The organism is Streptococcus oralis ATCC 35037, from assembly GCF_900637025.1.
In the GTDB taxonomy this organism is placed as follows: Bacteria; Bacillota; Bacilli; order Lactobacillales; family Streptococcaceae; genus Streptococcus; species Streptococcus oralis.
Genome location: NZ_LR134336.1, coordinates 185,212 through 209,654 on the forward strand (window position 1 = coordinate 185,212; position 24,443 = coordinate 209,654).

Consider the following 24,443-nt stretch of genomic DNA (forward strand, 5'->3'; position numbering starts at 1 on the left):
GAGAACATCTTTATGAAACTTAGAATCTTTGCGGAAGACAAACCAGCTGAAAAGGTTTTTGACTATCAGCTAGAGCTGGCAGATGAAACAATTATCCTATCGACAGTGCTTCTGTCGGGTACCATTGCTTTAGCAGGATTGTTTTCTGCTTTAAAAGAAAAATAGAAAAGGAAAAATAAAATGGTTTTACCAAATTTTAAAGAAAATCTAGAAAAATATGCGAAATTATTGGTTGCGAACGGAATCAACGTGCAACCTGGTCACACTTTGGCTCTCTCTATTGATGTGGAGCAACGCGAGTTAGCTCATCTAATCGTGAAGGAAGCTTATGCCTTGGGTGCTCATGAGGTCATCGTTCAGTGGACAGATGATGTGATTAGCCGTGAGAAATTCCTCTATGCTCCGATGGAGCGCCTGGACAATGTGCCAGAATACAAGATTGCTGAAATGAACTATCTCTTGGAGAACAAGGCTAGCCGTCTTGGTGTCCGTTCTTCTGACCCAGGTGCCTTGAACGGTGTGGACGCTGACAAGCTTTCAGCTTCTGCTAAAGCGATGGGACTTGCTATGAAGCCAATGCGCATCGCAACGCAATCCAACAAGGTTAGCTGGACTGTAGCAGCCGCTGCTGGGCTTGAGTGGGCTAAGAAAGTCTTTCCAAATGCTGCGAGCGATGAAGAAGCAGTCGATCTCCTTTGGGACCAAATCTTCAAAACTTGCCGTGTCTATGAAGAAGATCCAGTTAAGGCTTGGGAAGAACATGCAGCCATCCTCAAGAGCAAGGCAGATATGCTTAATAAAGAACAATTTTCAGCCCTTCACTACACAGCGCCAGGAACAGATTTGACACTTGGTTTGCCGAAAAACCACGTTTGGGAATCAGCTGGTGCTATCAATGCACAGGGAGAAGGGTTCTTGCCAAATATGCCGACAGAGGAAGTCTTCACAGCGCCTGACTTCCGTCGTGCAGATGGCTATGTCACTTCTACAAAACCGCTTAGTTATAATGGAAACATCATTGAAGGCATTAAAGTGACCTTTAAGGATGGACAAATCGTAGATATCACTGCTGAGAAGGGTGATCAGGTCATGAAAGACCTTGTCTTTGAAAATGCGGGTGCGCGTGCCTTGGGTGAATGTGCCTTGGTGCCAGATCCAAGCCCAATTTCTCAGTCAGGTATTACCTTCTTCAACACCCTTTTCGATGAAAATGCCTCAAACCACTTGGCTATCGGTGCAGCATATGCAACTAGTGTTGTTGGTGGTGCAGAGATGAGCGAAGAAGAGCTTGAAGCTGCAGGACTTAACCGTTCAGATGTTCACGTGGACTTTATGATTGGTTCGAATCTAATGGATATCGATGGTATCCGTGAGGATGGCACACGCGTACCACTCTTCCGTAATGGAGATTGGGCAAATTAAGGAGAAGCTATGATTGGAAGCATGTTTGTCGGCTTTTTAATCGGACTATTAGCTGGAGCTATCACCAATCGTGGAGAACGTATGGGATGCTTTGGGAAGATGTTCCTCGGTTGGATTGGTGCCTTTCTAGGACAATTACTCTTTGGTTCTTGGGGGCCAAGCCTAAACGGTACAGCCATTATCCCAGCAGTTCTCGGTGCCATGATTGTCTTAGCTATCTTCTGGGACAGAGGAAGTTAGCTTTCCGACTCTGAAAAGGAAAGGAGGTTGGTCACTTGGGCTAGCCTCCTTTTGAGTATGATATAATAGTTTTATGAGATTAGATAAATTTTTAGTTGCCTGCGCTGTGGGGAGTCGAACAGAGGTCAAAAACTTGCTCAAGGCTGGGCGCGTGACGGTAAATGGTAAAAAAGAAAAGTCAGCTAAATTGCAGATTAATGAAGAAAGAGACGAAATTCGCTTTGATGGTCAAGTGCTAGAGTACGAGGAGTTTGTCTACTACATGATGAACAAGCCCCAGGGAGTAATTTCAGCGACAGAGGATTCCAAGCACAGAACGGTTCTAGATTTGTTGGATGATGTGGCTCGAAGCAAGGGAGTTTTCCCAGTAGGGCGCTTGGATATCGATACACATGGTCTCCTACTCTTGACCAATGATGGTCAGCTGGCCCATGCTCTTCTTTCACCTAAGCGTCATGTGGATAAGACCTATCTGGCGCAAGTCAAGGGCATCATGAGCCAAGAAGACGTGGAGACATTTGCTAAGGGGATTCCGCTCAAGGACTTTACCTGCCAGCCTGCTAGACTGGAGATTATTTCCATAGATACAGAAAAGAATCAAAGCAAAATCCGTGTGACCATTGCTGAAGGGAAGTTCCATCAAGTCAAGCGTATGGTGGCCTACTGTGGCAAGGAAGTGGTGGACCTACAACGTTTGACTATGGGAACTTTAGCCTTGGGCGAGAATTTAGAACGAGGAGAATGGCGTCGCCTGACCAAGGAGGAGTTAGAGGTTCTCCTTGCGAGTATTGTTTAATTTGATTTATTTTAGAAAAGGCGAGGAGAATGTCCTTGCCTTTTTATGTTTTCAGTTGCTTCCTTTGTGAAAAGAGTTATAATAGACTGTAGAATAAAAGGAGGAATCTATGAACGCGATTCAAGAATCATTTACGGATCAATTATTTGCTAACTATGAAGCAAATGTCAAATACCAAGCGATTGAAAATGCTGCTAGCCACAACGGAATTTTTGCAGCTCTAGAACGTCGCCAAAGTCATGTAGATAATGCACCTGTTTTCTCATTGGATTTGACCAAGGACAAGGTTACTAACCAGAAAGCGTCTGGTCGTTGTTGGATGTTTGCAGCTCTCAACACCTTCCGTCACAAACTCATCTCTCAATACAAATTGGAAAACTTTGAATTGTCACAAGCCCACACTTTCTTCTGGGACAAGTATGAAAAATCCAACTGGTTCTTGGAGCAAGTCATTGCGACTGCAGACCAAGAATTGACGAGCCGCAAGGTTAGCTTCCTACTCCAAACACCTCAACAAGACGGTGGACAGTGGGATATGGTCGTTGCCCTCTTTGAGAAATATGGTGTCGTGCCTAAGTCTGTTTATCCTGAGTCTGTTTCATCTAGCAGCAGCCGTGAGCTCAATGCTATTCTCAACAAATTGCTTCGCCAAGATGCTCAAATCTTGCGTGACTTGCTCGCTTCTGGTGCGGACCAAGCGACTGTTCAAGCTAAGAAAGAAGACCTCTTGCAAGAAATCTTTAACTTCCTTGCTATGTCACTAGGACTTCCACCGCGTAAATTTGACTTTGCTTATCGCGATAAGGATAACAATTACCAAAGCGAAAAGGGTATCACACCACAAGAATTTTACAAGAAATATGTTGACCTTCCTCTAGAAGATTATGTTTCTGTTATCAACGCCCCAACTGCTGACAAGCCTTACGGTAAATCTTACACAGTTGAGATGTTGGGAAATGTCGTCGGTAGCCGTGCAGTTCGCTACATCAACGTTCCAATGGAACGCTTGAAAGAATTGGCGATTGCCCAAATGCAAACAGGTGAAACTGTTTGGTTTGGTTCAGATGTCGGCCAGCTCAGCAACCGCAAAGCAGGAATCCTTGCGACAGATGTTTATGACTTTGAATCAAGCATGGACATTCAACTCACTCAAGACAAGGCTGGACGTTTGGATTATAGCGAAAGCTTGATGACCCACGCTATGGTCTTGACGGGTGTTGATTTGGATGAAAATGGCAAGTCAACCAAATGGAAGGTTGAAAACTCATGGGGAGACAAGGTCGGTACAGATGGGTACTTTGTTGCCTCAGACGCTTGGATGGATGAATACACTTACCAAATCGTTGTTCGTAAGGAATTGCTGACAGCAGAAGAACAAGTTGCCTATGAAGCAGAACCAATCGTACTTGCACCATGGGATCCAATGGGAGCCTTGGCAGAATAAAGCATAAAGAAAAAAGGTTAGGGGAATCCTAGCCTCTTTTGTTTTTAAGTGCTTCTTAAAGTAGTGATAGATAATGCTTGCCAAGGGACTTCTTCTTATTTTAAGTCTTTAAGTGACAGAGAAAAAGATATGTGTTACTATAGTAGTACAAAAGGATATTGGAGTAGAAATGAAGTATTTAAGTAGCCAAGACATCAAGGATCGTCAACGAAATATCAGCGACATTAAACCTTATAAAACAAGCAAGGAAATCGTCGTTTCAAATATCTTTACATTTTTTAATGCCATGAACTTGGCTCTGGCAGTTCTGGTAGCCACAACCTTGCGATTCGAAAATATGCTCTTTTTAGGTGTGATTGCTATCAATACAGCCATTGGGATTTTCCAAGAAGTGCGTTCAAAAAATGCCTTGGAAAAGCTAAGTTTGCTTGGTAAAAGTAAGTACAGGGTCAACCGAGATGGTCAAACGATCGAGATTGATCCAGAGGACATCGTTCTAGGGGAGTATCTGCATCTCAATCTGGGAGACCAGGTGCCTGTCGATGCAGAAGTGCTTGAAGGAAATATTGAAGTGGATGAGTCCTTGCTGACTGGTGAGAGTGATTCGGTCTTTAAAACGATTGGTGACCAGCTGATGAGCGGAAGCAATGTCATTAGCGGATCCTGCCTTGTTACGGCGACGGCTGTGGGGCAGGATAGCTATATTAACAAACTCGCAAAATCCAGCAAGGAATTCAAAAAATACCCTTCTCAACTGCGCGATTACATGGATAAGATTTTAAAAATTGTTTCCATCTTGCTGGTGCCAGTTGCGATTCTGCTCTATGTCAGAGGTTTTAGTTTAGGACGGTCTTATGTTGAGATTGTTTTAGGAAGTTCAGGTGCCTTGGTCGGCATGATTCCAGAGGGCTTGATTCTCTTGGTTAGCGTCTCTCTAGCGGTAGCTGCCATGAAGCTGGCTAAAAAGAAGGTTCTAGTGCAGGAGCTATACTGTGTAGAGACCTTGGCGCGAGTAGATGTTCTTTGTTTTGATAAGACAGGTACCATCACAACGGGGAATATGAAGGTCCAAGAAATAGATGCGAAGCTGGCAGAGAAACTGTCTTCTTATCTGGCTTATTTCGAGGATGAAAATGCAACTTCCAGAGCTCTGAAGACTTACTTAACCTGTGAGAAAAAGTGGGAAGTTCAAGAAGTTGGTGCCTTTTCAAGCAAAAACAAGTATTCCTTTGTTCAAGTAAAAGATGGTGGGACCTATTTCTTCGGAGCCTATGAATTTCTAGGCTTTACCCAGCCGATGGATACCTACTATGAACATCTGAAGCAGCAAGGTTTTCGAATCTTGACACTTGCCCATAGTAAGGACCACATCATGAGTCCAGCCAATATGGAACTACTAGGGCACGTCGTTTTGTCAGATGAGATTAAGGACAATACCAAGGAAACCTTTGACTATTTCGAATCTCAAGGTGTTGAAGTGAAGATTATCAGTGGTGATAATCATGTGGCTGTATATGGGGTGGCTCGTAAGGCAGGTTTTAAGGAAGAAGCCCGTGCGATTGATATGACCAAGGTGAGTGAACAAGATTTTGAAAGAGTGGTCTTGGAACACGAAATCTTTGGACGTGTGACACCTGAACAGAAGCAAAAGATGGTATCTATCTTGCAAAATGCTGGTAAAACAGTTGCCATGAGCGGTGACGGGGTCAATGATGTTCTGGCTCTTAAGAAAGCAGATATCAGCTTTGCCATGAAGGGGGCTACCAGCGCAGCTAAAAGTGTATCCAATATTGTTTTCCTGACAGATGATTTTGCAGTATTTTATGATATCTTGATGGAAGGTCGCCGGGTCATCAATAACATCCAAAAGGTAGCCTCTCTCTTTCTGACAAAGACCTTCTTCTCCATCGTGTTTGCCATTTTGAGTGTGGTATTTGGTTTGGAATTTGCCTTTATCCCCATTCAGTTTACGATTATTTCAGCTATTACGATTGGGATTCCATCCTTCTTCCTAACTTTTGAGTCCAATAAAGAAAAGGTTAGCACACATTTTATGCGAGATATTTTGACCAATGCTGCGATTGGTGGTGGCATTCTAGTCGCTAGTGTACTCTTGACGAACTTCCTTATCACTGTCCCAGGTCAGGTCAAATTTATTTGCTTCCTACTTGCTTTGTTCAATGGTCTGTGTCTAGTTGCCAAGGTCAGTCTGCCATTTAATCGATACAAACTAGTCTTGCTCGTACTTTTGAGCCTTGCAGCCCTTGTTGGAGTGCTTGCCAATACCTTTATCCTGCAAGGAGCGTATGTGCCTTTAGAAACCATCCAAGTCGTCTATGTAGCCATCCTAGCAGTGGTGATTGGAGGCTTGCATTATCTGACTAGAAGAAAAAATTGATACACAAAAAGAATCAGGTAATAAACCTGATTCTTTTTTTATCTATATTCTCGATAGCTTGGATTACATGATACCGAAGAAACGAGCTGCGATACCTACTGCAAAGAGAGCAAGGATGATTGCGATTGGTGATACTTTTTTCTTAAGCAACCACATGCAAAGGAAAGTAAGGAGAAGTCCCATCAATCCTGGAATCAATGAGTTCAACTGTCCTTGAAGTGTTTGTGGTTGAATCTTATCTAGGCTCAATCCTCCAAGTGCATCAGCAAGAATTCCTTTCAATTCAGCACCAGTAACAGCACCTTCTGGGAAGTTGATGTAAGCACCTTCAGCCAATTGTTTACCTGGAAGGTTGACAGTAAAGTTGATAGATACCCAACGTTGTACAAGAACGGCAAGGATGAACATACCAAGGATAGATGCTCCTTTGGTGATGTCTTTCAAGATACCACCAGACATGTCTTTAGTGATTTCAGATCCAGCTTTGTAACCGAACTCTTGTGTATACCATAGGAAGGCCATACGGATAGCATTCCATCCAAAGAAGAAGAGAAGGGGACCAACAATGTTACCAGATGCAGCAAGTGATGCACCAAGGGCTCCAAGGATAGGACGAACTGTAAACCAGAATACTGGGTCACCGATACCAGCAAGAGGTCCCATCATACCGATCTTAACCCCTTGGATAGCTGCGTCGTCGATTTCAACACCGTTAGCGCGTTCTTCTTCAAGTGCAAGAGTAACCCCCATGATTGGAGCAGCTACGTATGGGTGAGTGTTGAAGAACTCAAGGTGACGCTCAAGAGCAGCCGCTTGGTCTTCTTTTTTAGTGTACAATTTTTTGATAGCTGGGATTAAAGAGTAAGCCCAACCCAAGTTTTGCATACGTTCATAGTTCCAAGAACCTTGAAGGAATTGTGAACGCCACCAAACTTTTTGACGATCTGATTTTGATAATTGAATTTTTTCAGCCATGATTGATCCCCTTTCTAGTAGTCTTCTAGGATATCACCGATTGGGTCGTTAGAAGTCGCAGCTCCGCCGCCACCGTTTCCACCTTGTTTTGTAAGGTTAAGGTAGATGAAGGCAAGGGCAACACCGATGACACCAAGGGCAATCAAAGTCAATTGAGAGATTGCTGCAAGAGCAAAACCGATAGCGAAGAATGGCCATACTTCACGAGTTGCCATCATGTTGATAACCATAGCGTAACCAACGGCAACGACCATAGCACCACCGACAGCCATACCACCGTTCAACCAGTCTGGCATCAATTTGAGAGCATCTTGAACGGCAGAAGCAGGGATAGCGATAAGGAAGGCAGCAGGGATTGCAATACGAAGACCTTGAAGAAGAAGTGCAACAAAGTGAGCACGTTCAACAGCCGCAATATTTCCTTCTTTAGCAGCAGCGTCAGCAGTGTGAACCAAGGCAACTGAGATTGTACGAACAATCATAGTCAAGAAAAGTCCAGCTACGGCAAGAGGAATAGCTGTTGCCGTAGCAACGGCGATACCTTCAGTAGTAAAGTTACCACCTTTGATCAAGATGATTGCTGCAGCAACAGATGCAAGAGCAGCGTCAGGAGCTACGGCAGCTCCGATGTTTGCCCAACCAAGGGCGATCATTTGAAGAGATCCACCAAGCATAACACCTGCTTCGAGGTTACCAGTTGCAAGTCCGATAAGGGTACATGCGACGATTGGTTGATGGAATTGGAATTGGTCGAGGATACCTTCAAGACCTGCAAGGAAGGCAACAACTACAACCAAGATAGCAGAAATGATTGAAATATCTGACATGGTTTTATTCCTTTTCTATTTAGTTTTAATAAAGTATTTAATCCTGTTTTCAAAAATGATAGAAACAGATTAACATTATTGAACATTTGCTTTCTTAATCAAGTCAAACAAATCTTTTTTCGTGTCGTTTGGTACTTTACGTACGTCAAATTCAACACCGAGGTCACGCAATTTTTCAAAGGTTGCAACGTCTTCTTTGTCCATAGACAAAACGTTGTTAATCATTGTTTTACCTGTTGAGTGAGCCATAGAACCAACGTTAAGGGTCTTGATTGGCACGCCACCTTCGATAGCACGAAGTGCATCTTGTGGAGTTTCAAACAAGATAAGGGCATGAGTTTCTCCGAAACGTGGGTCTTTTGCAACGTCGATCAATTTCTGGATTGGGACAACGTTGGCTTTTACTCCATTAGGAGCTGCTTGTTTGATCAATTCTTTACGCAACTCGTCGTTTGCAACGTTGTCTGAAGCAACGATGATACGATCTGCTTTTGAATCTGGAGTCCAAGCAGTGGCAACCTGACCGTGAAGGAGACGAGTGTCTAGACGAGCAAGGTTGATTTTCAGTTTACCGTCACCGATAACTGTTCCTTCTGGAATAGCAGCTTGTGAAACTGGAGCAGCTGCAGCAGTTGCAACTTCCTCAACTGGGTTAAGCTCTTCTGGAAGAGCCTTGATGCCATCTTTGGCTTCTTTAATGATATTCGCAGCGACTTTATCCACACCTGCATTCGCGTCCATAAGGCGCTCTGTGTAGGCTTGGATCAACATCGGCAAGTTCAGTCCTGTGATGATGGCAAACTTACGTTCTGGATTTTCTCCCATTACGCGGCTAGCTTGGTTGAATGGAGATCCACTCCAAAGGTCAGCCAATACTAGAACCTCATCTTCTGCGTCAAATGCAGCCACAGCGTTGTTGAATTTAGCGTAAAGGTCATCTGGACCTTCATTTGGCATAAAGGTTACAACTTGAACCTTTTCTTGTTCACCAAAGATCATAGATCCTGACTGATGAATACCCGCAGCAAATTCGCCGTGGCTCGCAATAATGATTCCGATACTCATTATTGTCATTCCTCCTTATAAAATGTTTGACTGTATGTTTAAGAAAACTTTAAGCCTAACTTTAAGTATAAACCGTTTTCATATAAAAATCAACTACTTTTTCTAAAAAGATGTAAAAGTTTTCATAGAATGACTTTTTAAAAATATTAATATATCAATGTTTTTTGAGAGATAAATGAAAATGGTAATAGAAAATTTAATATAAAAATACAGAAAATAAGCCGCTTTAGTGAAAATAAAATGAAAACAAAAAGGAAAGATTGCGACCATGCAATCTTCCCTTTTATAAGAATAAATTTTGTAAAGCGCGGGCAACTCCATCTTCTTCGTTGGTCAGAGGAAGTTGTTCGTCTGCATATGGAAGAAGAGCAGGATTGGCGTTTTTCATAGCATATCCCTTGCCTGCAAATGCCAACATTTCAGTGTCATTATGCTCATCACCAAAGGCGATTAAGTCTTTTTTATCACGATTCATCACATTGAGCAAGTACTCTAGAGCAAAAGCCTTGTTTACACCCTTGGGAGTACACTCGAGGATGTTGAGGGGCCCGCCCCAGGTATTGATAGCTAGTTGGTGCTGATAAAAACGATTCATCTCGTCCGCTAAAGCGTATTTGTCTTCAGCCCTTGTTTGCAAGAGGATGCAGTTGGGATCTTTGGTTACTCGTTCAGGTTTGAATTGATTTTCTGGCCGGAAGTTCTCTACGCCAAATAGTTTAGGATCTGCAATTTCTTCATTCGGTGTCGTGATATAGAATTTTTTTCGATATTCTCCCGCAATAAAATCAGCCTGGATGTCCTCCGTGCGCTTGACCATGTCTAGGAGGTATTTTTTGTCCAAGGTCAGGCACTTTTCATGCTCCCAAGTCTGTCCTGGTAGATGGGTAAGGGAGCCGTTAAAGTTAATCATGGGAGTATGCAATTCTAGCTCACGATAGAAGTCTTTTGCCATACGATACGGACGGCCTGTCGTGATGATGACATGGTGTCCTTTTTCTGAAATTTTTTTGATCGTCTCTTTGGTGAAATCGGAGAGCTTGCTTTCATTATTTAGCAGGGTTCCGTCCAAATCGACTGCGATAATTTTTTTAGTCATATAAACCTTCCTAGTCGTTTCCAGATAAGATGTCTACTATTATATCAAAAAGAAGGAAGAAAAGCAGATAAGAACAAAAACTACAGTTGCTTTGATTTATTAAATAAATCAAACAAACATATTGAAAAGGTGAATGATAAATGATATAATACTAATATTGTTCGTAAAAAACAAAAGGAGATTAAAGATGGACAAACTATTTAAACTAAAAGAGCACGGGACAGATGTCCGTACAGAGGTGCTTGCTGGTTTAACAACATTCTTTGCAATGAGTTATATTCTCTTTGTAAACCCTCAAATGCTTTCCCAAACGGGTATGCCTGTTCAAGGTGTGTTCTTGGCAACGATTATCGGTTCTGTAGTAGGTACTTTGATGATGGCTTTCTATGCTAATTTGCCGTACGCACAAGCACCAGGTATGGGACTAAATGCCTTCTTTACATTTACAGTTGTATTTGGGATGGGCTATACTTGGAAAGAGGCTCTTGGTATGGTCTTCATTTGTGGAATTATTTCACTGATTATTACCTTAACAAATGTTCGTAAAATGATCATCGAATCTATTCCAACAACACTTCGTTCAGCTATTTCGGCTGGTATTGGTGTTTTCCTTGCCTATGTTGGAATTAAGAATGCTGGTCTCTTGAAATTCTCAATCGATCCAGGTACTTATACGGTAGCAGGTGAAGGAGCAGACAAGGCTCAAGCTGCACTTACTGCAAACTCCGCAGCTGTTCCAGGATTGGTAGACTTCAATACTCCAGCCGTATTGGTGGCTCTTGCAGGTTTGGCTATTACCATTTTCTTTGTTGTTAAAGGCATCAAGGGTGGAATCATTCTTTCTATTTTAACAACGACTGTGCTTGCCATTGCTGTTGGTGTTGTCAAATTATCAGGGATTGACTTTGCTAGCAACAATCTTTCAGCAGCGGTTAATGATTTAGGAACTTTGTTTGGTGCTGCTCTTGGTTCAGAAGGTTTAGGATCTTTGATTTCAAACACTTCGCGTTTACCAGAAACCTTGATGGCTATTCTTGCCTTCTCACTAACGGATATTTTTGATACAATCGGTACTCTTATCGGTACTGGTGAAAAAGTTGGTATTGTTGCGACAAGTGGGGAAAACCATGAGTCCGCTAAATTGGACAAGGCTCTATACTCTGACTTGGTGGCAACTTCGGTAGGTGCCATTGCAGGTACTTCAAACGTTACGACCTATGTTGAATCTGCGGCTGGTATCGGTGCTGGTGGACGTACTGGTTTGACAGCCCTAGTGGTTGCGATCTGTTTTGCTCTATCTAGCTTCTTTAGCCCACTTCTAGCGATTGTTCCGACAGCTGCAACAGCACCAATTTTGATCATCGTCGGAATCATGATGCTTTCTAACTTGAAAAATATCCCTTGGGATGATATGGCTGAAGCGGTTCCTGCCTTCTTCACATCTATCTTTATGGGATTCAGCTACTCTATCACACAAGGGATTGCTGTTGGTTTCTTGACATATACCTTGACAAAAGTTGTCAAAGGTCAAGCCAAGGATGTGCACGTGATGATTTGGATTTTGGATGCCTTGTTTATCCTTAACTATATCAGTATGGCGCTATAAATGGTATAATAGAAAAAGGGGAGTCTCCCCTTTTTCTTATAAGGAGGTACATCATGAAAGATAAGACGATTTGGCAAGAGGTTTTAAACAGAGGGAAATGGGTGATCATCCTTTTGGTAGCTTTTGTTCTATCTCAATTTCCCATAGGACTTGCTTTGTTTTTAGCAAACAAACAGTTTCCGATTTTACAGTCAGGGCTCTTAGTAGGTGCTCTATCCATAGTCGTTTTGATTGTATTCATTATTGGTGCACGAAAAACACAACTTGCTACTTTTAATCTATCCTTTTTTAAGGCAAAAGACTTGGCTCGCTTGGTACTGAGTTATCTGGTGATTTTTGCGACAAATCTCTTGGGTTCACTACTGCTTCGACTAACAAATGAGGCAACAACCAGTAACCAATCAATACTGAATGGTTTGGTTCAGAATAGTTCCTTGATTTCAACTTTCTTCCTACTAGTCTTGATTGCGCCGATTTGTGAAGAAATTTTGTGTCGTGGGATTATTCCAAAAAAGATCTTCCGCGGAAAAGAAAAACTAGGTTTTATTGTTGGTGCAATCGTCTTTGCCTTGCTTCATATGCCAACCAATCTACCTTCTGTGATTATTTATGGAGGAATGTCAACGGTTTTGACTTGGACAGCCTATAAGACTGAGCGTTTGGAGATGTCCATTTTGCTTCATATGATTCTCAATGGTATTGCATTTTGTTTGTTGGCCTTATTGGTGTTGATTAGTAGAAATCTAGGTCTATCATTCTAAACCATTGGCCTACTTGGAAAAGATGAATGCTTGCGTATCCATCTTTTTCTTTTTATGGTAAAATAGAGAAATAATGTGGTGAAAAACCTTGAGGAGTGACCTTATGTTCAGTAAAGCTAGTCAGGCAAAAACAGCCATTTGCGGAATTATCAATGTAACCCCAGATTCCTTTTCGGATGGTGGTCAGTTTTTTGCTGTTGACCAGGCGCTTCAGCAAGCCCGTAAATTGATAGCTGAAGGAGCTAGCATGCTTGATATCGGTGGAGAATCGACTCGGCCGGGCAGTAGCTATGTTGAGATAGAAGAGGAAATCCAGCGTGTTGTTCCAGTGATTAAAGCTATCCGTGAGGAAAGTGATGTTCTCATTTCCATCGATACTTGGAAAAGTCAGGTGGCAGAGGCTGCCTTGAAAGCTGGTGCCAATCTGGTCAATGATATCACTGGTCTCATGGGAGATGAGAAAATGGCGAATGTGGTTGCGAAGGCTGGAGCAAAAGTGGTTATCATGTTTAATCCAGTTATGGTTCGTCCTCAGCACCCTAGTTCACTCATATTTCCTCATTTTGGTTTTGGACAAGCTTTTACAGAAGAAGAGTTAGCTGGCTTTGAAAAAATGCCAATCGAAGACTTGATGGAGGCTTTCTTTGAACGAGCTCTAGCGAGAGCAAACCAAGCTGGGATAGCAAGAGAAAACATTTTGCTGGATCCAGGAATTGGCTTTGGTCTGACTAAGAAAGAAAATCTACTTTTTCTACGGGACCTTGATAAATTGCATCAGCAGGGCTATCCAATCTTTCTGGGTGTTTCGCGCAAGCGGTTTGTTATCAATATCCTTGAGGAGAATGGCTTTGAAGTCAATCCTGAGACGGAAGTCGGTTTCCGAAATCGGGACACCGCTTCGGCTCATGTAACGACTATCGCTGCGAGACAGGGTGTAGAAGTAGTGCGTGTGCATGATGTAGCCAGTCACAGGATGGCAGTTGAAATTGCGTCAGCCATTCGTTTGGCAGATGATGCAGAAAATCTAGATTTAAAACAATATAAATAAGATGAACGAAATTCAAAACAATCAGTGGATTGCCCACTATCGGACGGACCAACCACATTTTGGTTTGGAGCGAATGGTAGAACTCCTAGCTTTACGTGGCAATCCCCAGCTCAAACTCAAGGTCATCCATATCGGAGGGACCAATGGCAAGGGGTCTACAATTGCTTTTTTGAAAAAGATGCTGGAAGGGCTAAGCCTGAGAGTTGGGGTGTTCAGCTCGCCCTATCTCATTCATTATACGGATCAGATTAGCATTAATGGGGAATCCATTCCCGAGGCTAGGCTAGAAAACCTCATGGCAGACTATCAGTCTTTGCTTGAGGGGGAATCTGCTGACAATTTGCAGGGAACAACCGAGTTTGAGATTATCACAGCTCTTGCCTATGATTACTTTGCCTCAGAACAAGTAGATGTGGCTATCATGGAAGTCGGCATGGGTGGTCTTTTGGATAGTACTAATGTCTGCCAGCCAATTTTGACAGGAATTACGACCATTGGACTGGATCATGTGGCCCTACTTGGTGACACCTTGGAAGCCATAGCAGAGCAGAAGGCTGGTATTATCAAACAAGGTATTCCCTTGGTGACAGGTCATATTGTTCCTGAATCCTTGACGGTTATTGACCGCATTGCGGAAGGGAAAGATGCACCGAGAATACGATATGGGAAAGATTATCAGGTCAGTCACCAAAAGAGTGTGGTGACAGGCGAAATCTTTGATTATACCAGTTCTGTCAGACAAGGTCGCTTTCAAACAGGCCTGCTTGGCTTGCACCAGATAGAAAATGCGGGGATGGCGCTTGCCCTCCTAGACACTTATTGCCAGGAGACTGGGCGAGAGTTAGCAAGTAATGACTTGGTTGCTCAAGCTTTGAAAGAGACCAGATGGCCAGGGCGTTTGGAGGTCGTGTTTAGCGACCCCTTGTTGCTTTTGGATGGGGCCCACAATCCTCATGCTATCAAGGCTTTATTAGCAACCTTGCAAGAACGCTTTGCGGATTATCATAAGGAAATCCTCTTTACGTGTATTAAAACCAAGGCTTTGGAGGATATGCTGGATTTGCTAGAAACGGTGCCGGATAGCCAGCTGACTCTGACTTATTTTGATGATAGTCGGGCGACGGATGAAAGCGTGTTGAAAGGGACAGCCAAGTCTAGAAATCTCAATTACCAAAGTTGGCAGGATTTTCTAGAGCAGAAATTGACAAATAAAAATGAAGAGAAACAAACAGTTAGGATTGTCACAGGTTCCTTGTATTTCTTGAGCCAAGTGAGAGCCTATCTGATGGAGAGGAAGAACGAGAATGGATACACAAAAGATTGAAGCAGCTGTAAAAATGATTATCGAGGCTGTTGGTGAGGACGCTAACCGCGAGGGCTTGCAGGAAACACCTGCTCGTGTAGCCCGTATGTACCAAGAGATTTTTTCAGGTCTTGGCCAAACTGCTGAGGAACACTTGTCAAAATCCTTTGAGATTATTGATGATAACATGGTGGTAGAAAAGGATATTTTTTTCCATACCATGTGTGAGCACCACTTCTTGCCATTTTATGGTAAAGCGCACATTGCCTATATTCCAGATGGCCGTGTGGCAGGCTTGTCCAAGCTAGCCCGTACGGTTGAAGTCTACTCTAAAAAACCACAAATTCAAGAACGGTTGAATATTGAAGTGGCTGATGCCTTGATGAACTACCTGGGTGCTAAAGGGGCCTTTGTTGTCATTGAGGCCGAGCATATGTGTATGAGCATGCGTGGTGTCAGAAAACCAGGTACTGCGACTTTGACAACAGTCGCTCGTGGTCTATTTGAAACAGATAAGGACCTAAGAGATCAGGCTTATCGTTTAATGGGACTATAATACCCTTCGAAAATCAAATTCAAACCACGTCAGCTTCCATCTGCAACCTCAAAACAGTGTTTTGAGCAGCCTGCGGCTAGCTTCCTAGTTTGCACTTTGATTTTCATTGAGTATAAAAAGAATCCGCTTTGGGCGGATTTTTCTAGAAAGGACTAGTTATGGATCAACTGCAGATTAAAGATTTGGAAATTTTTGCCTATCATGGTCTTTTCCCTAGTGAGAAGGAATTGGGGCAGAAGTTTGTTATTTCCGCAAGCTTATCCTATGATATGACCAAGGCGGCTACAGAATTGGATTTAACAGCATCTGTCCATTACGGAGAACTGTGTCAGCAGTGGAAGACTTGGTTTCAGGAAAGCACTGAGGATTTGATTGAAACGGTAGCCTACAAACTAGTTGAACGTACCTTTGAGACCTATCCTCTTGTCCAAGAGATTGAGTTGGAACTAAAAAAACCTTGGGCTCCAGTGCATTTACCGTTGGATACCTGCTCGGTGACCATTCACCGTCGTAAGCAACGGGCCTTTATCGCCCTAGGAAGTAATATGGGAGATAAGCAAGCAAACTTGGGAAAAGCCATTGACAACCTGCGAGCTCGTGGCATCCATATTCTCAAAGAGTCCAGTGTTTTGACGACGGAACCTTGGGGTGGTGTGGAACAGGATAGCTTTGCCAATCAGGTGATTGAAGTAGAAACCTGGCTACCGGCTCCAGTCTTGTTAGAAACATTATTAGCCATTGAGTCAGAAATGGGACGGGTTCGAGAGGTGCATTGGGGGCCTCGTTTGATTGATTTGGACTTGCTCTTTGTGGAGGACCAGATCGTTTATACAGACAACCTCATCTTGCCTCATCCTTATATAGCAGAACGCCTCTTTGTTCTTGAGCCGTTAGTGGAAATAGCTCCCCATTTTATCCATCCGATCCTAAAGCAACCAATTCGGTATTTGGTTGACCAGTTGGAGCAAGGAAATGCCTAAGCTTTCCGAGACCTATAGCAAGTGGAAGAGTATCGGGGAGGGACTACTTGCTATTGTTTTAGGGCTCCTCTTGATTCGTTTTGGACAAGTTATTCCACGAATGGGGTACCAGTTGTTGATGGCCTACTTTTCCTTGTCAGCAGTTTGGCACTTGTTGACTCGCTGGTTTCAAGATAAAAAACGTCGGGAAAATATCTTTGTAACCTTGGGCAAGCTGGTGGTAGCGGCTCTCGTGTTTGACTCTATCATTTTGCAAGATCTTGCCCTCTATCTCTTGGTCTTTATCATTGCGAGCTACCAGCTGTTTACAGGCATCATTAGTCTTGTGACCTGGTCTCTCTATCGAAAAAATGCCATTCATCCTCGGATCCATCATCTCTTTGATGCTGTATGGATGATAGGATTCGGGCTTTATAGCATCTCTCCTTTTCACGATGCAGCGAATTTTGAATTGCTCTTGCTTGGATTTTACTTGCTCATGCTAGGAGCCAGTAGCCTCCGGGACGGATTCTTTTTTGAAAGGATAGAAAACAATCCCAAGCTGAAACGACGTATGCGAATGACTCTGCCGATCTTTGTGACGGCTCTGATTCCTATCAGCACCTTGCGAAAACTAAATGAGTGGCTGGCAAATCATGAAAGTCAAGAAGGGGAAGTTCATTCAGAAAGAAAAAACGACCAGACGGTTGACCTGGAAATTTTTATCCATACCTCAGAAACCTCCTTCTTCCTCGCCATGGGACATGTGGATATTTGTTATCAAGGGAAGGTTATTTCCTATGGTTCCTATGATCCCCACTCGGAGCGTTTATTTGGTATGGTTGGAGACGGTGTTTTGTTTAAGGCCAATCGGGAGAAATACATCGAACTCTGTAAGAGGGAAAGTCAGAAGACCTTGTTTGCTTATGGTCTGAGTTTGACGGACCAACAGAAAGCAGCTATCCAAGCGCGTTTAGCGGAGATAGAAGACCTGTTAATTCCTTGGGAACCAAGTTCGCAGTTGATGAAAAGAAGAGAGGGAGAGGTCAAGCATACCTACTCCTACCAACTGAAAGAGGAAGCAGATGCGACCCTCTATAAATTCAGCTCATCCGAGTTTAAGACCTACTTTGTTCTCAGTACCAATTGTGTCTTGCTGGCAGACTCTATCGTAGGAAAAGCTGGGACTGATATATTGAGTCCCCAAGGTTTCATTGTGCCAGGGACTTATCAGGATTACCTTGATTTAGAGTATACAAAACCCAATGGTCTAGTTGTTAGTCGATCCATTTATTAGAAAAAGAAAACTCTAGTTCCTCAGCAGTTTGCGCCGAGAAGCTAGAGTTTTTAAAATAGGTCATTTTCTTCTGGAAGGAGGATGGTTTCTCTGCCGTCCAAGTCTAAAACAAGGACCCTAGGAGGGTAAAGCGGATCAAAAGGATGATTGAAATCAAAATCGATGCTAGTCGGAAGATGCTGGCTAGAAAAATGGAAGGTGATGGTCCCCTTATTGTTGAGCAGTTGAAACTCAAGTTCTTCTTCTAATTCAAAGACATTTTTCAGGAAATGATCGATAATATACCATAAAGAGTCAATGACATCATCAGGCAAGCTGGTCACGACACCAAAGCTAGCGGAACGTCTCTGTGTATTTGTAAAAGCCATGTTTTCCTCCTCCTTTTATTTTCCTTATCATACAGCAAAATGTCTTAAAAATCAAGAAATCCTACTTGCTTTTTCAAAATGGGAATAAACTGTGAAATTTTTTCAAAGTTTCTCTAAAAAATACTTGAAAGTGTTTACAATAAGTGATAAAATGGAGTAAGTAGATGCGTGAAAGCGAAATTTTCATTATAGAAAGGAAACGGAATGAACACAGATGATACAGTAACGATTTATGACGTCGCCCGTGAAGCAGGAGTTTCGATGGCAACAGTTAGCCGTGTCGTTAATGGCAACAAGAATGTTAAAGAGAACACCCGAAAAAAAGTCCTAGAAGTGATTGATCGCTTGGACTATCGTCCAAATGCGGTAGCCCGTGGTTTAGCTAGCAAGAAAACAACGACAGTCGGAGTTGTGATTCCGAACATTACCAATGGTTATTTCTCAACACTTGCTAAGGGGATTGACGACATTGCTGAAATGTACAAGTATAACATTGTCCTTGCAAATAGTGATGAGGATGATGAAAAGGAAGTTTCAGTGGTCAACACTCTCTTTTCAAAACAAGTCGATGGGATTATCTTTATGGGCTATCACTTGACTGAAAAGATTCGTTCAGAGTTTTCTCGTTCACGGACACCGGTTGTTCTTGCTGGTACTGTGGATGTAGAACACCAACTTCCAAGTGTCAATATCGACTACAAACAAGCAACGATTGATGCCGTGAGCTATCTTCTCGAAGAAAACGAAAAGATTGCTTTTGTGAGTGGACCACTCGTCGATGATATCAATGGTAAGGTTCGTTTGATCGGTTACAAGGAAGCCCTGAAAAAAGCTGGACATTCTTATAGCGAGGGCTTGGTCTTCGAATCAAAATACAGCTATGACGATGGTTATGCCTTGGCAGAACGCTTGATTTCATCACAAGCTACAGCCGCAGTTGTAACAGGTGATGAATTGGCGGCAGGTGTGTTGAATGGTTTGGCTGACCATGGCGTATCTGTGCCGGAAGAGTTTGAAATCATTACGACAGATGACTCTCAGATTGCACGATTCACTCGTCCAAACTTGACGACTATTGCCCAACCTCTTTATGACTTAGGTGCTATCAGCATGCGTATGTTGACTAAGATTATGCATAAGGAAGAGTTGGAAGAACGTGAAGTTCTCTTACCTCATGGTTTGACAGAGCGCCGCTCTACACGAAAACGTAATTAGAAAAAATCAGGGAATCGTGAGATTTCCTGATTTTGTGTTCTAGAGAAGAGGTTTATCCTTCCATATAGTCTTTCAAAGCTTGTCCTTTTAGTCCAGCATTAAGGGCAATTAATAATTTGAGGCGCGCTTTTTGAGCGTTGAGTTCTTTGACAAAGAAAACACCAGCTTGTTGCAACTGTACCCCTCCACCTTGGTAGGCGTAGACAGGTTCAGCAATACCATTAAAACAACGTGAGACCAAGGCGACTGGAATCCCTTTTTGCAGGAGATTTTCCAACTTTTGAGCTGTTTCTTTGGGAACATTGCCTGCTCCAAAGGCCTGAATAACTAAGCCATCCAGCTGTTCCAAGTCTAACATATCAATCAGCTCGTCTGTCATACCGGCATAGGCTGAGATGATGGGAACTAGACCTTGAATATGTTCGAGATCAAACCGGACACGAGGTTCAGCTGTTTTGAAGTAGAGGATTTCTTGCTTCATGATAAGGCCAAGTGGTCCATGTGTTGGGGTTTGAAAGGTGCTGACATTGGTCGTATGAGTTTTGGTAACATACTTGGCTGCGTGGATCTCATCGTTCATGACGACCAGCACACCCTTGTCGGCTGCTTTATCATCACTGGCAACTCGTAAAGCGCTCAGATAGTTATAAACACCATCGCTACCAAGTTCGTTTGAACTACGCATGGCACCTGTTAGAACGATGGGGATGGGCGGAATTTTCATGGTATCAAGGAAGTAAGCTGTTTCTTCTAAGGTATCTGTACCATGTGTGATGACAACTCCATCGTAGTTATCAGCTTCCTCTTTAATCTTATGATAGAGTGCAAGCATATGCTTGGGTTTGATATGAGGGCTTGGCAGATTAAAAAAGTCTAGGGCATGAACCTCAATCCCTTCAAGCGGATTGGAAACATGGTTCATGGGATTTTCCTGGCTAGTTACAACGGCACCAGTGGCGTCTGCTTGCATGGAAATAGTCCCACCTGTATGTAAAACAAGGATTTTCTTAGGCATGATTTAGTCACTCTTTCTGAAATGTGGTATAATCATTGTAACACAAAAGGGGAGAATGGGACAGGATGGAAGTCAAGGCTGTTTTTTTTGATATCGATGGAACGCTAGTCAACGATCGCAAGAGTGTTTTGAAATCCACTAAGGACGCGATTAAGATTGTCAAAGAGCAAGGAGTGCTTGTTGGAGTAGCGACAGGACGAGGGCCGTTTTTTGTCAAGGAATTGATGGAAGACTTGGACCTAGACTTTGCGGTGACCTACAATGGCCAATACATTTTTAATAAAGAAAAGGTGCTCTTTGCAAGTCCGATTGCTAAGTCAAGCCTGCGTCAACTGATTGCTTACGCTAAAAAGGAGCGTAAAGAAATCGCTCTTGGAACCGAGCATGCCGTTGTTGGTTCGAAGATTATGTCATTTGGTCTCGGCTCCTTTTCACAACTGGTTAGTCGTTTTATTCCGACTGTGCTGACAAGAACCGTTAGCCGTTCCTTTAATCGAATGGTTAGCAAGGCAGTTCCTCAAAAGGAAGACGACCTGCTTAACTTGATTAATCAACCCATTTATCAAGTTTTGATGCTGATGACGCCAGAGGAATCTGAGAAGGCAGCAGCTGATTTTGAAGATTTGAAATTAACTCGAAGCAATCCTTTTGCAGCAGATATCATCAACCAAGGAAATTCCAAACTAGAAGGCATTCGCCGAGTCGGGAAAGAATATGGATTTGATCTCAATCAAGTCATGGCCTTTGGTGATTCAGACAACGATCTGGAAATGTTAGCGGGTGTTGGTATGTCGGTTGCTATGGGAAATGGCAGTAGCAGTGTCAAAGAAGTTGCCAAGCATATTACGGCAAGTAATCAACAAGATGGTATCCACAAGGCGCTCGAGCACTTTGGTGTTTTGGCTTCAGAAAAAGTGTTTGTCAGTCGAGACTACCACTTTAATAAGGTCAAAACCTTCCACCACATGATGGATGAACGAACTCAAGAAGAGCCACAGGCATGGGATGCTGAAGGTGCAACCCACCGCGCAGACTTTAAAATTGAAGAATTAGTAGAGTTTGTTCGCGCAGCAAGTTCTTCGGAGGAAGAATTCCAAAACTCCCTTGCAAGCATGCATGAGGCACTTGATAAGGCGGCAGAGAAAGTGGCGAAAAAGACGCCTGCTAAGCAAAATCTGGTCGGTCAAGTGGATGCTTTGATTGACACATTGTATTTCACATACGGCAGTTTTGTATTGATGGGAGTAGATCCAGAACGCATTTTTGATATTGTCCATGAAGCAAATATGGGGAAGGTTTTCCCTGATGGGAAAGCTCATTTTGACCCAGTTACACACAAGATTTTAAAACCAGATGACTGGGAAGAAAAATATGCTCCAGAACCTGCCATCCGACAGGAACTACAACGTCAGTTTAAAGCTTATGAGCGACATAAAGAAAGAAAAAATAAAAAATAAGAGAAAATTCTTTTCCCTGGATGAAAAATTCGGGGATTTTTTGAGCTGAAAAACCGAACAATTTTATATATATCACTAATTATTATTAGCATATTTATACTAGAAAAAGAAAAGAAAAAAATGAAAAGATAGTGAAAATAAAACAACAGGAAATTACATTTCTTACAAAGAATAGTTAAAAAGCTAGATATATTACTAATATATCTAGCTTTTCTTTTAAAAAAACATCAAAAAAAAGACAAGTCAAATTATTTGATATTTGAAAGTTGCTGTGTTAGAATAAATTCAGAAAGCGAATAAATATAAAATCCTCATGCTACTACAATATGCTCTTTTTTAAGACAGAGAGTCAACTTGTTTATTTCAGGCCTGTTAACAAGTTGATGTGAGGAGTTCACTCTAGCTTTGAGGTTTAGTTATAAAATTGTGCACAATTGCTTTCCAAATTTTTATTATTTTAATTTTCAAGTTTAAAAATTAAAGAATTAAGAGGTTGAAATGAAGAAAAAATATACCTATCTGACAGCTTCTGTTTTAACAGCTGTAACAATGCTTCCAACTTTTGCACCAAGTGAAGCTCACGCTGCTTACAATTGGAATGGGAATAATAGCTACTATACAAGAACTAGCCGCCGTTCAAGCAATCGTACTTCTAACCGTACTACTGCAAATCGTAGCCGCACATCAAACTATACTGTAAGAAGTTACGGCTACAGCAGTTATTACCCAAGCTATAACTATGGCTACAATAGCTACTACCCAAGCTATAACTATGGATATGGTAGCTATTACCCAAGTTACAACTACGGTTACAATAATTGGAATAACTACTATGGCTATGACAACAGTAGCAACTACTATGGTTATAACTATTGGAATAATTACAACAACCTTGCTAGCGATGAAAACTATATTTACTGGAATGGCAATCACTACTACCGTATGAACGACGGTAGCTACCGTATTTATCGTAATGGTCAGTGGAAACCTTTGACAAACAATAGTAATAACAACTCATCTACTAACAACTTGGAAAACGATCCGCACTATCGTTACGAAAATGGGTACCATTACTATGTATTGGACAATGGTGATTATTACTACTACCAAAATGGTAAGTGGGTATTGGTGAAAGATTCTGCTGATACAACAACACCAGCACAACCGGCAACACCAGCAGAACCAAAACCAGAACAACCAACAACTCCGGTTGAACCAGCACAACCAAGTCAACCTGAAGTTCCTGCTCCAACACCAGCAGAACCAGAGACTCCAACACCAGCTCCTAGTGATAAACCTGAAGAGCCAACAACACCAGCTGAGCCACAACCAGCACAACCAGCAACTCCAAGTGTTGACCTACCAGAAAATCCACCAATTAATGGTGCTGATAGTGAATTTGATCCATTCAAGCCATCTACAGAAACGCCAGCGGAACCAAAACCAGAAACACCAGCAACTCCAGCTATCCCAACAACACCAGGTTTGGTAACGACTGATGAACCAAGTGAAAACCAAATCCCTGATTATGTTGAAAAACCAGCTGAAGGATTGGAACACTTGGCTTGGGCACCAAATGGACAAACTCCAAAATTGGTTTACCCACCAGGTAAACCAGGTGATGCAGTCCTCAAGAATGATAAAAACTACTACTTCGACGGTAGTGCACATTACTACTATGTACCATCTAACTCAGAGCGTACAGGTTACTCAGCATACTGGAAGTGGCTTGGAGGAAAATGGAAACTTCAAGGGATGACTGATCCAAACGATCCAGCTCGTGATCCAAAACTTCACGAAAACACTGCTGATGACGAGTACATGTACAGTGACAAGAACTCAAGCGTGAAACTTTACTCAACTAACTTGGTAACGACTGCTAAAGCAGGTCAAGCATTGCCATTCAAGAATGTTGAAGAGTTCAAAAACTATGTCATCGAAAAAATGAATCCTAAGTTCCTTGATAACTCTGGTTGGGATGCTAAAGTTGAGTGGGAAATCGAAGATCCAGAAATCTTTGAGAAGACGAAAGAAAACCCATACGCTAAGGACTATGTCTTGATTGCAAATCTCAAGAGTGGTGTCGAAGACAAGAAATACAGTGATGTAGAATTTGGCTATGTGAAGTTTGTTTACCGTGTTGAAGCAACAAACGATACAAACTATGACTATGTTTCAAAAGCGAAAGAAGCTTTCGCTAAAATCAATGAGACTCGTAAAGCTCAAGGATTGAAAGAATTGACTTGGTCTGAAGACATTTATCAAAATCAAGCACTTCCGAAAGTAAATGAAATTTCACGTCAATACGATAGTACAGGCTTTGTGGGACGTCGTGATGAAGATGCTGCTGTTGTCGTTAAGAAATGGGCAAACAGTGGTTTGAGAGACTTGCTTCTCGATCCGAATGTCACTGAAGGAGCTGTAGCAGCAGTAGTTGATGGAAACGGTGTATACTACTGGGCATACAGTTACAAATAATTCAATCTTTTGAGATTGACTACTTTCTAAATAAGATTGAGGCTTTAAACTATTGTTTAAAGCCTTTTTCTGACCCAATCAGGACAAACAAAAAGGAGCTCAAGGCTCCCTTTTTTA

The 24,443-nt window shown here is 42.4% G+C and carries 22 protein-coding genes; 16 read left to right on the forward strand and 6 right to left on the reverse strand.

Annotated features, from left to right (window positions below):
* Positions 1–12 precede the first annotated feature (12 nt).
* The 6 genes from EL140_RS09605 (at position 13) to EL140_RS01060 (ending at position 6,300) form a co-directional block, all read left to right on the forward strand.
* Positions 13–165, forward strand: coding sequence for a hypothetical protein (locus EL140_RS09605; protein WP_000776622.1), 153 nt, complete (start codon positions 13–15; stop codon positions 163–165).
* A gap of 15 nt (positions 166–180) precedes the next feature.
* On the forward strand, positions 181–1,422 hold the full coding sequence (locus EL140_RS01040; RefSeq protein WP_000243958.1) for an aminopeptidase: 1,242 nt from the start codon (positions 181–183) through the stop codon (positions 1,420–1,422).
* Positions 1,423–1,431: 9 nt separating this feature from the next.
* The gene (locus EL140_RS01045) at positions 1,432–1,662 is read left to right on the forward strand and encodes a GlsB/YeaQ/YmgE family stress response membrane protein (protein ID WP_000580438.1); all 231 of its coding nucleotides are present in this window, start codon (positions 1,432–1,434) and stop codon (positions 1,660–1,662) included.
* Between the two features lie 73 nt (positions 1,663–1,735).
* Positions 1,736–2,458, forward strand: coding sequence for a pseudouridine synthase (locus EL140_RS01050; RefSeq protein ID WP_001234912.1), 723 nt, complete (start codon positions 1,736–1,738; stop codon positions 2,456–2,458).
* 109 nt (positions 2,459–2,567) lie between these two features.
* Positions 2,568–3,902, forward strand: a complete 1,335-nt coding sequence (gene pepC, locus EL140_RS01055; protein WP_000991688.1) for an aminopeptidase C — start codon at positions 2,568–2,570, stop codon at positions 3,900–3,902.
* Between the two features lie 169 nt (positions 3,903–4,071).
* Positions 4,072–6,300, forward strand: a complete 2,229-nt coding sequence (locus EL140_RS01060) for an HAD-IC family P-type ATPase (RefSeq protein WP_000876379.1) — start codon at positions 4,072–4,074, stop codon at positions 6,298–6,300.
* A gap of 63 nt (positions 6,301–6,363) precedes the next feature.
* Here the strand turns inward: EL140_RS01060 and EL140_RS01065 are convergent, their stop codons facing one another.
* The 4 genes from EL140_RS01065 to EL140_RS01080 all read right to left on the reverse strand — a co-directional run bounded on the left by EL140_RS01065 (position 6,364) and on the right by EL140_RS01080 (position 10,263).
* Positions 6,364–7,275 (reverse strand): PTS system mannose/fructose/sorbose family transporter subunit IID, encoded by a 912-nt coding sequence (locus EL140_RS01065; RefSeq protein ID WP_000818314.1) that lies wholly within the window; start codon positions 7,273–7,275, stop codon positions 6,364–6,366.
* A 14-nt stretch (positions 7,276–7,289) separates the two neighbouring features.
* The gene (locus EL140_RS01070) at positions 7,290–8,102 is read right to left on the reverse strand and encodes a PTS mannose/fructose/sorbose transporter subunit IIC (protein ID WP_001280321.1); all 813 of its coding nucleotides are present in this window, start codon (positions 8,100–8,102) and stop codon (positions 7,290–7,292) included.
* 75 nt (positions 8,103–8,177) lie between these two features.
* Positions 8,178–9,167, reverse strand: a complete 990-nt coding sequence (locus tag EL140_RS01075; RefSeq protein WP_000021984.1) for a PTS sugar transporter subunit IIB — start codon at positions 9,165–9,167, stop codon at positions 8,178–8,180.
* Positions 9,168–9,450: 283 nt separating this feature from the next.
* A complete protein-coding gene (locus EL140_RS01080) occupies positions 9,451–10,263 on the reverse strand; it encodes a Cof-type HAD-IIB family hydrolase (protein ID WP_000162337.1) in 813 nt (270 codons plus the stop codon).
* Positions 10,264–10,450: 187 nt separating this feature from the next.
* Between EL140_RS01080 and EL140_RS01085 the strand changes: the two genes are divergently transcribed.
* The 7 genes from EL140_RS01085 to EL140_RS01115 all read left to right on the forward strand — a co-directional run bounded on the left by EL140_RS01085 (position 10,451) and on the right by EL140_RS01115 (position 17,793).
* The gene (locus tag EL140_RS01085; RefSeq protein ID WP_000359241.1) at positions 10,451–11,869 is read left to right on the forward strand and encodes an NCS2 family permease; all 1,419 of its coding nucleotides are present in this window, start codon (positions 10,451–10,453) and stop codon (positions 11,867–11,869) included.
* A 53-nt stretch (positions 11,870–11,922) separates the two neighbouring features.
* Positions 11,923–12,630, forward strand: coding sequence for a CPBP family intramembrane glutamic endopeptidase (locus EL140_RS01090; protein ID WP_000653640.1), 708 nt, complete (start codon positions 11,923–11,925; stop codon positions 12,628–12,630).
* Positions 12,631–12,733: 103 nt separating this feature from the next.
* Positions 12,734–13,678: a dihydropteroate synthase gene (gene folP / locus EL140_RS01095; RefSeq protein WP_000491579.1), complete on the forward strand. Its 945-nt coding sequence runs from the start codon at positions 12,734–12,736 to the stop codon at positions 13,676–13,678.
* A 1-nt stretch (position 13,679) separates the two neighbouring features.
* Positions 13,680–15,002 (forward strand): bifunctional folylpolyglutamate synthase/dihydrofolate synthase, encoded by a 1,323-nt coding sequence (locus EL140_RS01100; protein WP_001002856.1) that lies wholly within the window; start codon positions 13,680–13,682, stop codon positions 15,000–15,002.
* Positions 14,983–15,537, forward strand: a complete 555-nt coding sequence (folE, locus tag EL140_RS01105; protein ID WP_000380914.1) for a GTP cyclohydrolase I FolE — start codon at positions 14,983–14,985, stop codon at positions 15,535–15,537. The genes EL140_RS01100 and folE overlap by 20 nt, the downstream gene beginning before the upstream one ends.
* A gap of 158 nt (positions 15,538–15,695) precedes the next feature.
* Positions 15,696–16,517 (forward strand): 2-amino-4-hydroxy-6-hydroxymethyldihydropteridine diphosphokinase, encoded by an 822-nt coding sequence (gene folK, locus EL140_RS01110; RefSeq protein WP_000372502.1) that lies wholly within the window; start codon positions 15,696–15,698, stop codon positions 16,515–16,517.
* On the forward strand, positions 16,510–17,793 hold the full coding sequence (locus EL140_RS01115) for a membrane protein (RefSeq protein ID WP_001125354.1): 1,284 nt from the start codon (positions 16,510–16,512) through the stop codon (positions 17,791–17,793). The genes folK and EL140_RS01115 overlap by 8 nt, the downstream gene beginning before the upstream one ends.
* Before the next feature lie 50 nt (positions 17,794–17,843).
* Here the strand turns inward: EL140_RS01115 and EL140_RS01120 are convergent, their stop codons facing one another.
* Positions 17,844–18,161 (reverse strand): DUF960 domain-containing protein, encoded by a 318-nt coding sequence (locus EL140_RS01120; RefSeq protein WP_000886045.1) that lies wholly within the window; start codon positions 18,159–18,161, stop codon positions 17,844–17,846.
* A 204-nt stretch (positions 18,162–18,365) separates the two neighbouring features.
* Here EL140_RS01120 and ccpA point away from each other — a divergent pair, with 204 nt between their 5' ends.
* A complete protein-coding gene (ccpA, locus tag EL140_RS01125) occupies positions 18,366–19,376 on the forward strand; it encodes a catabolite control protein A (protein ID WP_001090634.1) in 1,011 nt (336 codons plus the stop codon).
* 52 nt (positions 19,377–19,428) lie between these two features.
* On the opposite strand, the gene EL140_RS01130 is transcribed toward ccpA, so the two are convergent.
* Positions 19,429–20,391 (reverse strand): asparaginase, encoded by a 963-nt coding sequence (locus EL140_RS01130; protein WP_001124809.1) that lies wholly within the window; start codon positions 20,389–20,391, stop codon positions 19,429–19,431.
* A gap of 65 nt (positions 20,392–20,456) precedes the next feature.
* On the opposite strand from EL140_RS01130, the gene EL140_RS01135 reads away from it, so the two are divergent.
* Positions 20,457–21,848, forward strand: a complete 1,392-nt coding sequence (locus EL140_RS01135) for a Cof-type HAD-IIB family hydrolase (protein ID WP_000453116.1) — start codon at positions 20,457–20,459, stop codon at positions 21,846–21,848.
* 498 nt (positions 21,849–22,346) lie between these two features.
* Positions 22,347–24,326, forward strand: coding sequence for a CAP domain-containing protein (locus EL140_RS01140; RefSeq protein WP_000731515.1), 1,980 nt, complete (start codon positions 22,347–22,349; stop codon positions 24,324–24,326).
* The last annotated feature ends 117 nt before the right edge of the window (positions 24,327–24,443 follow it).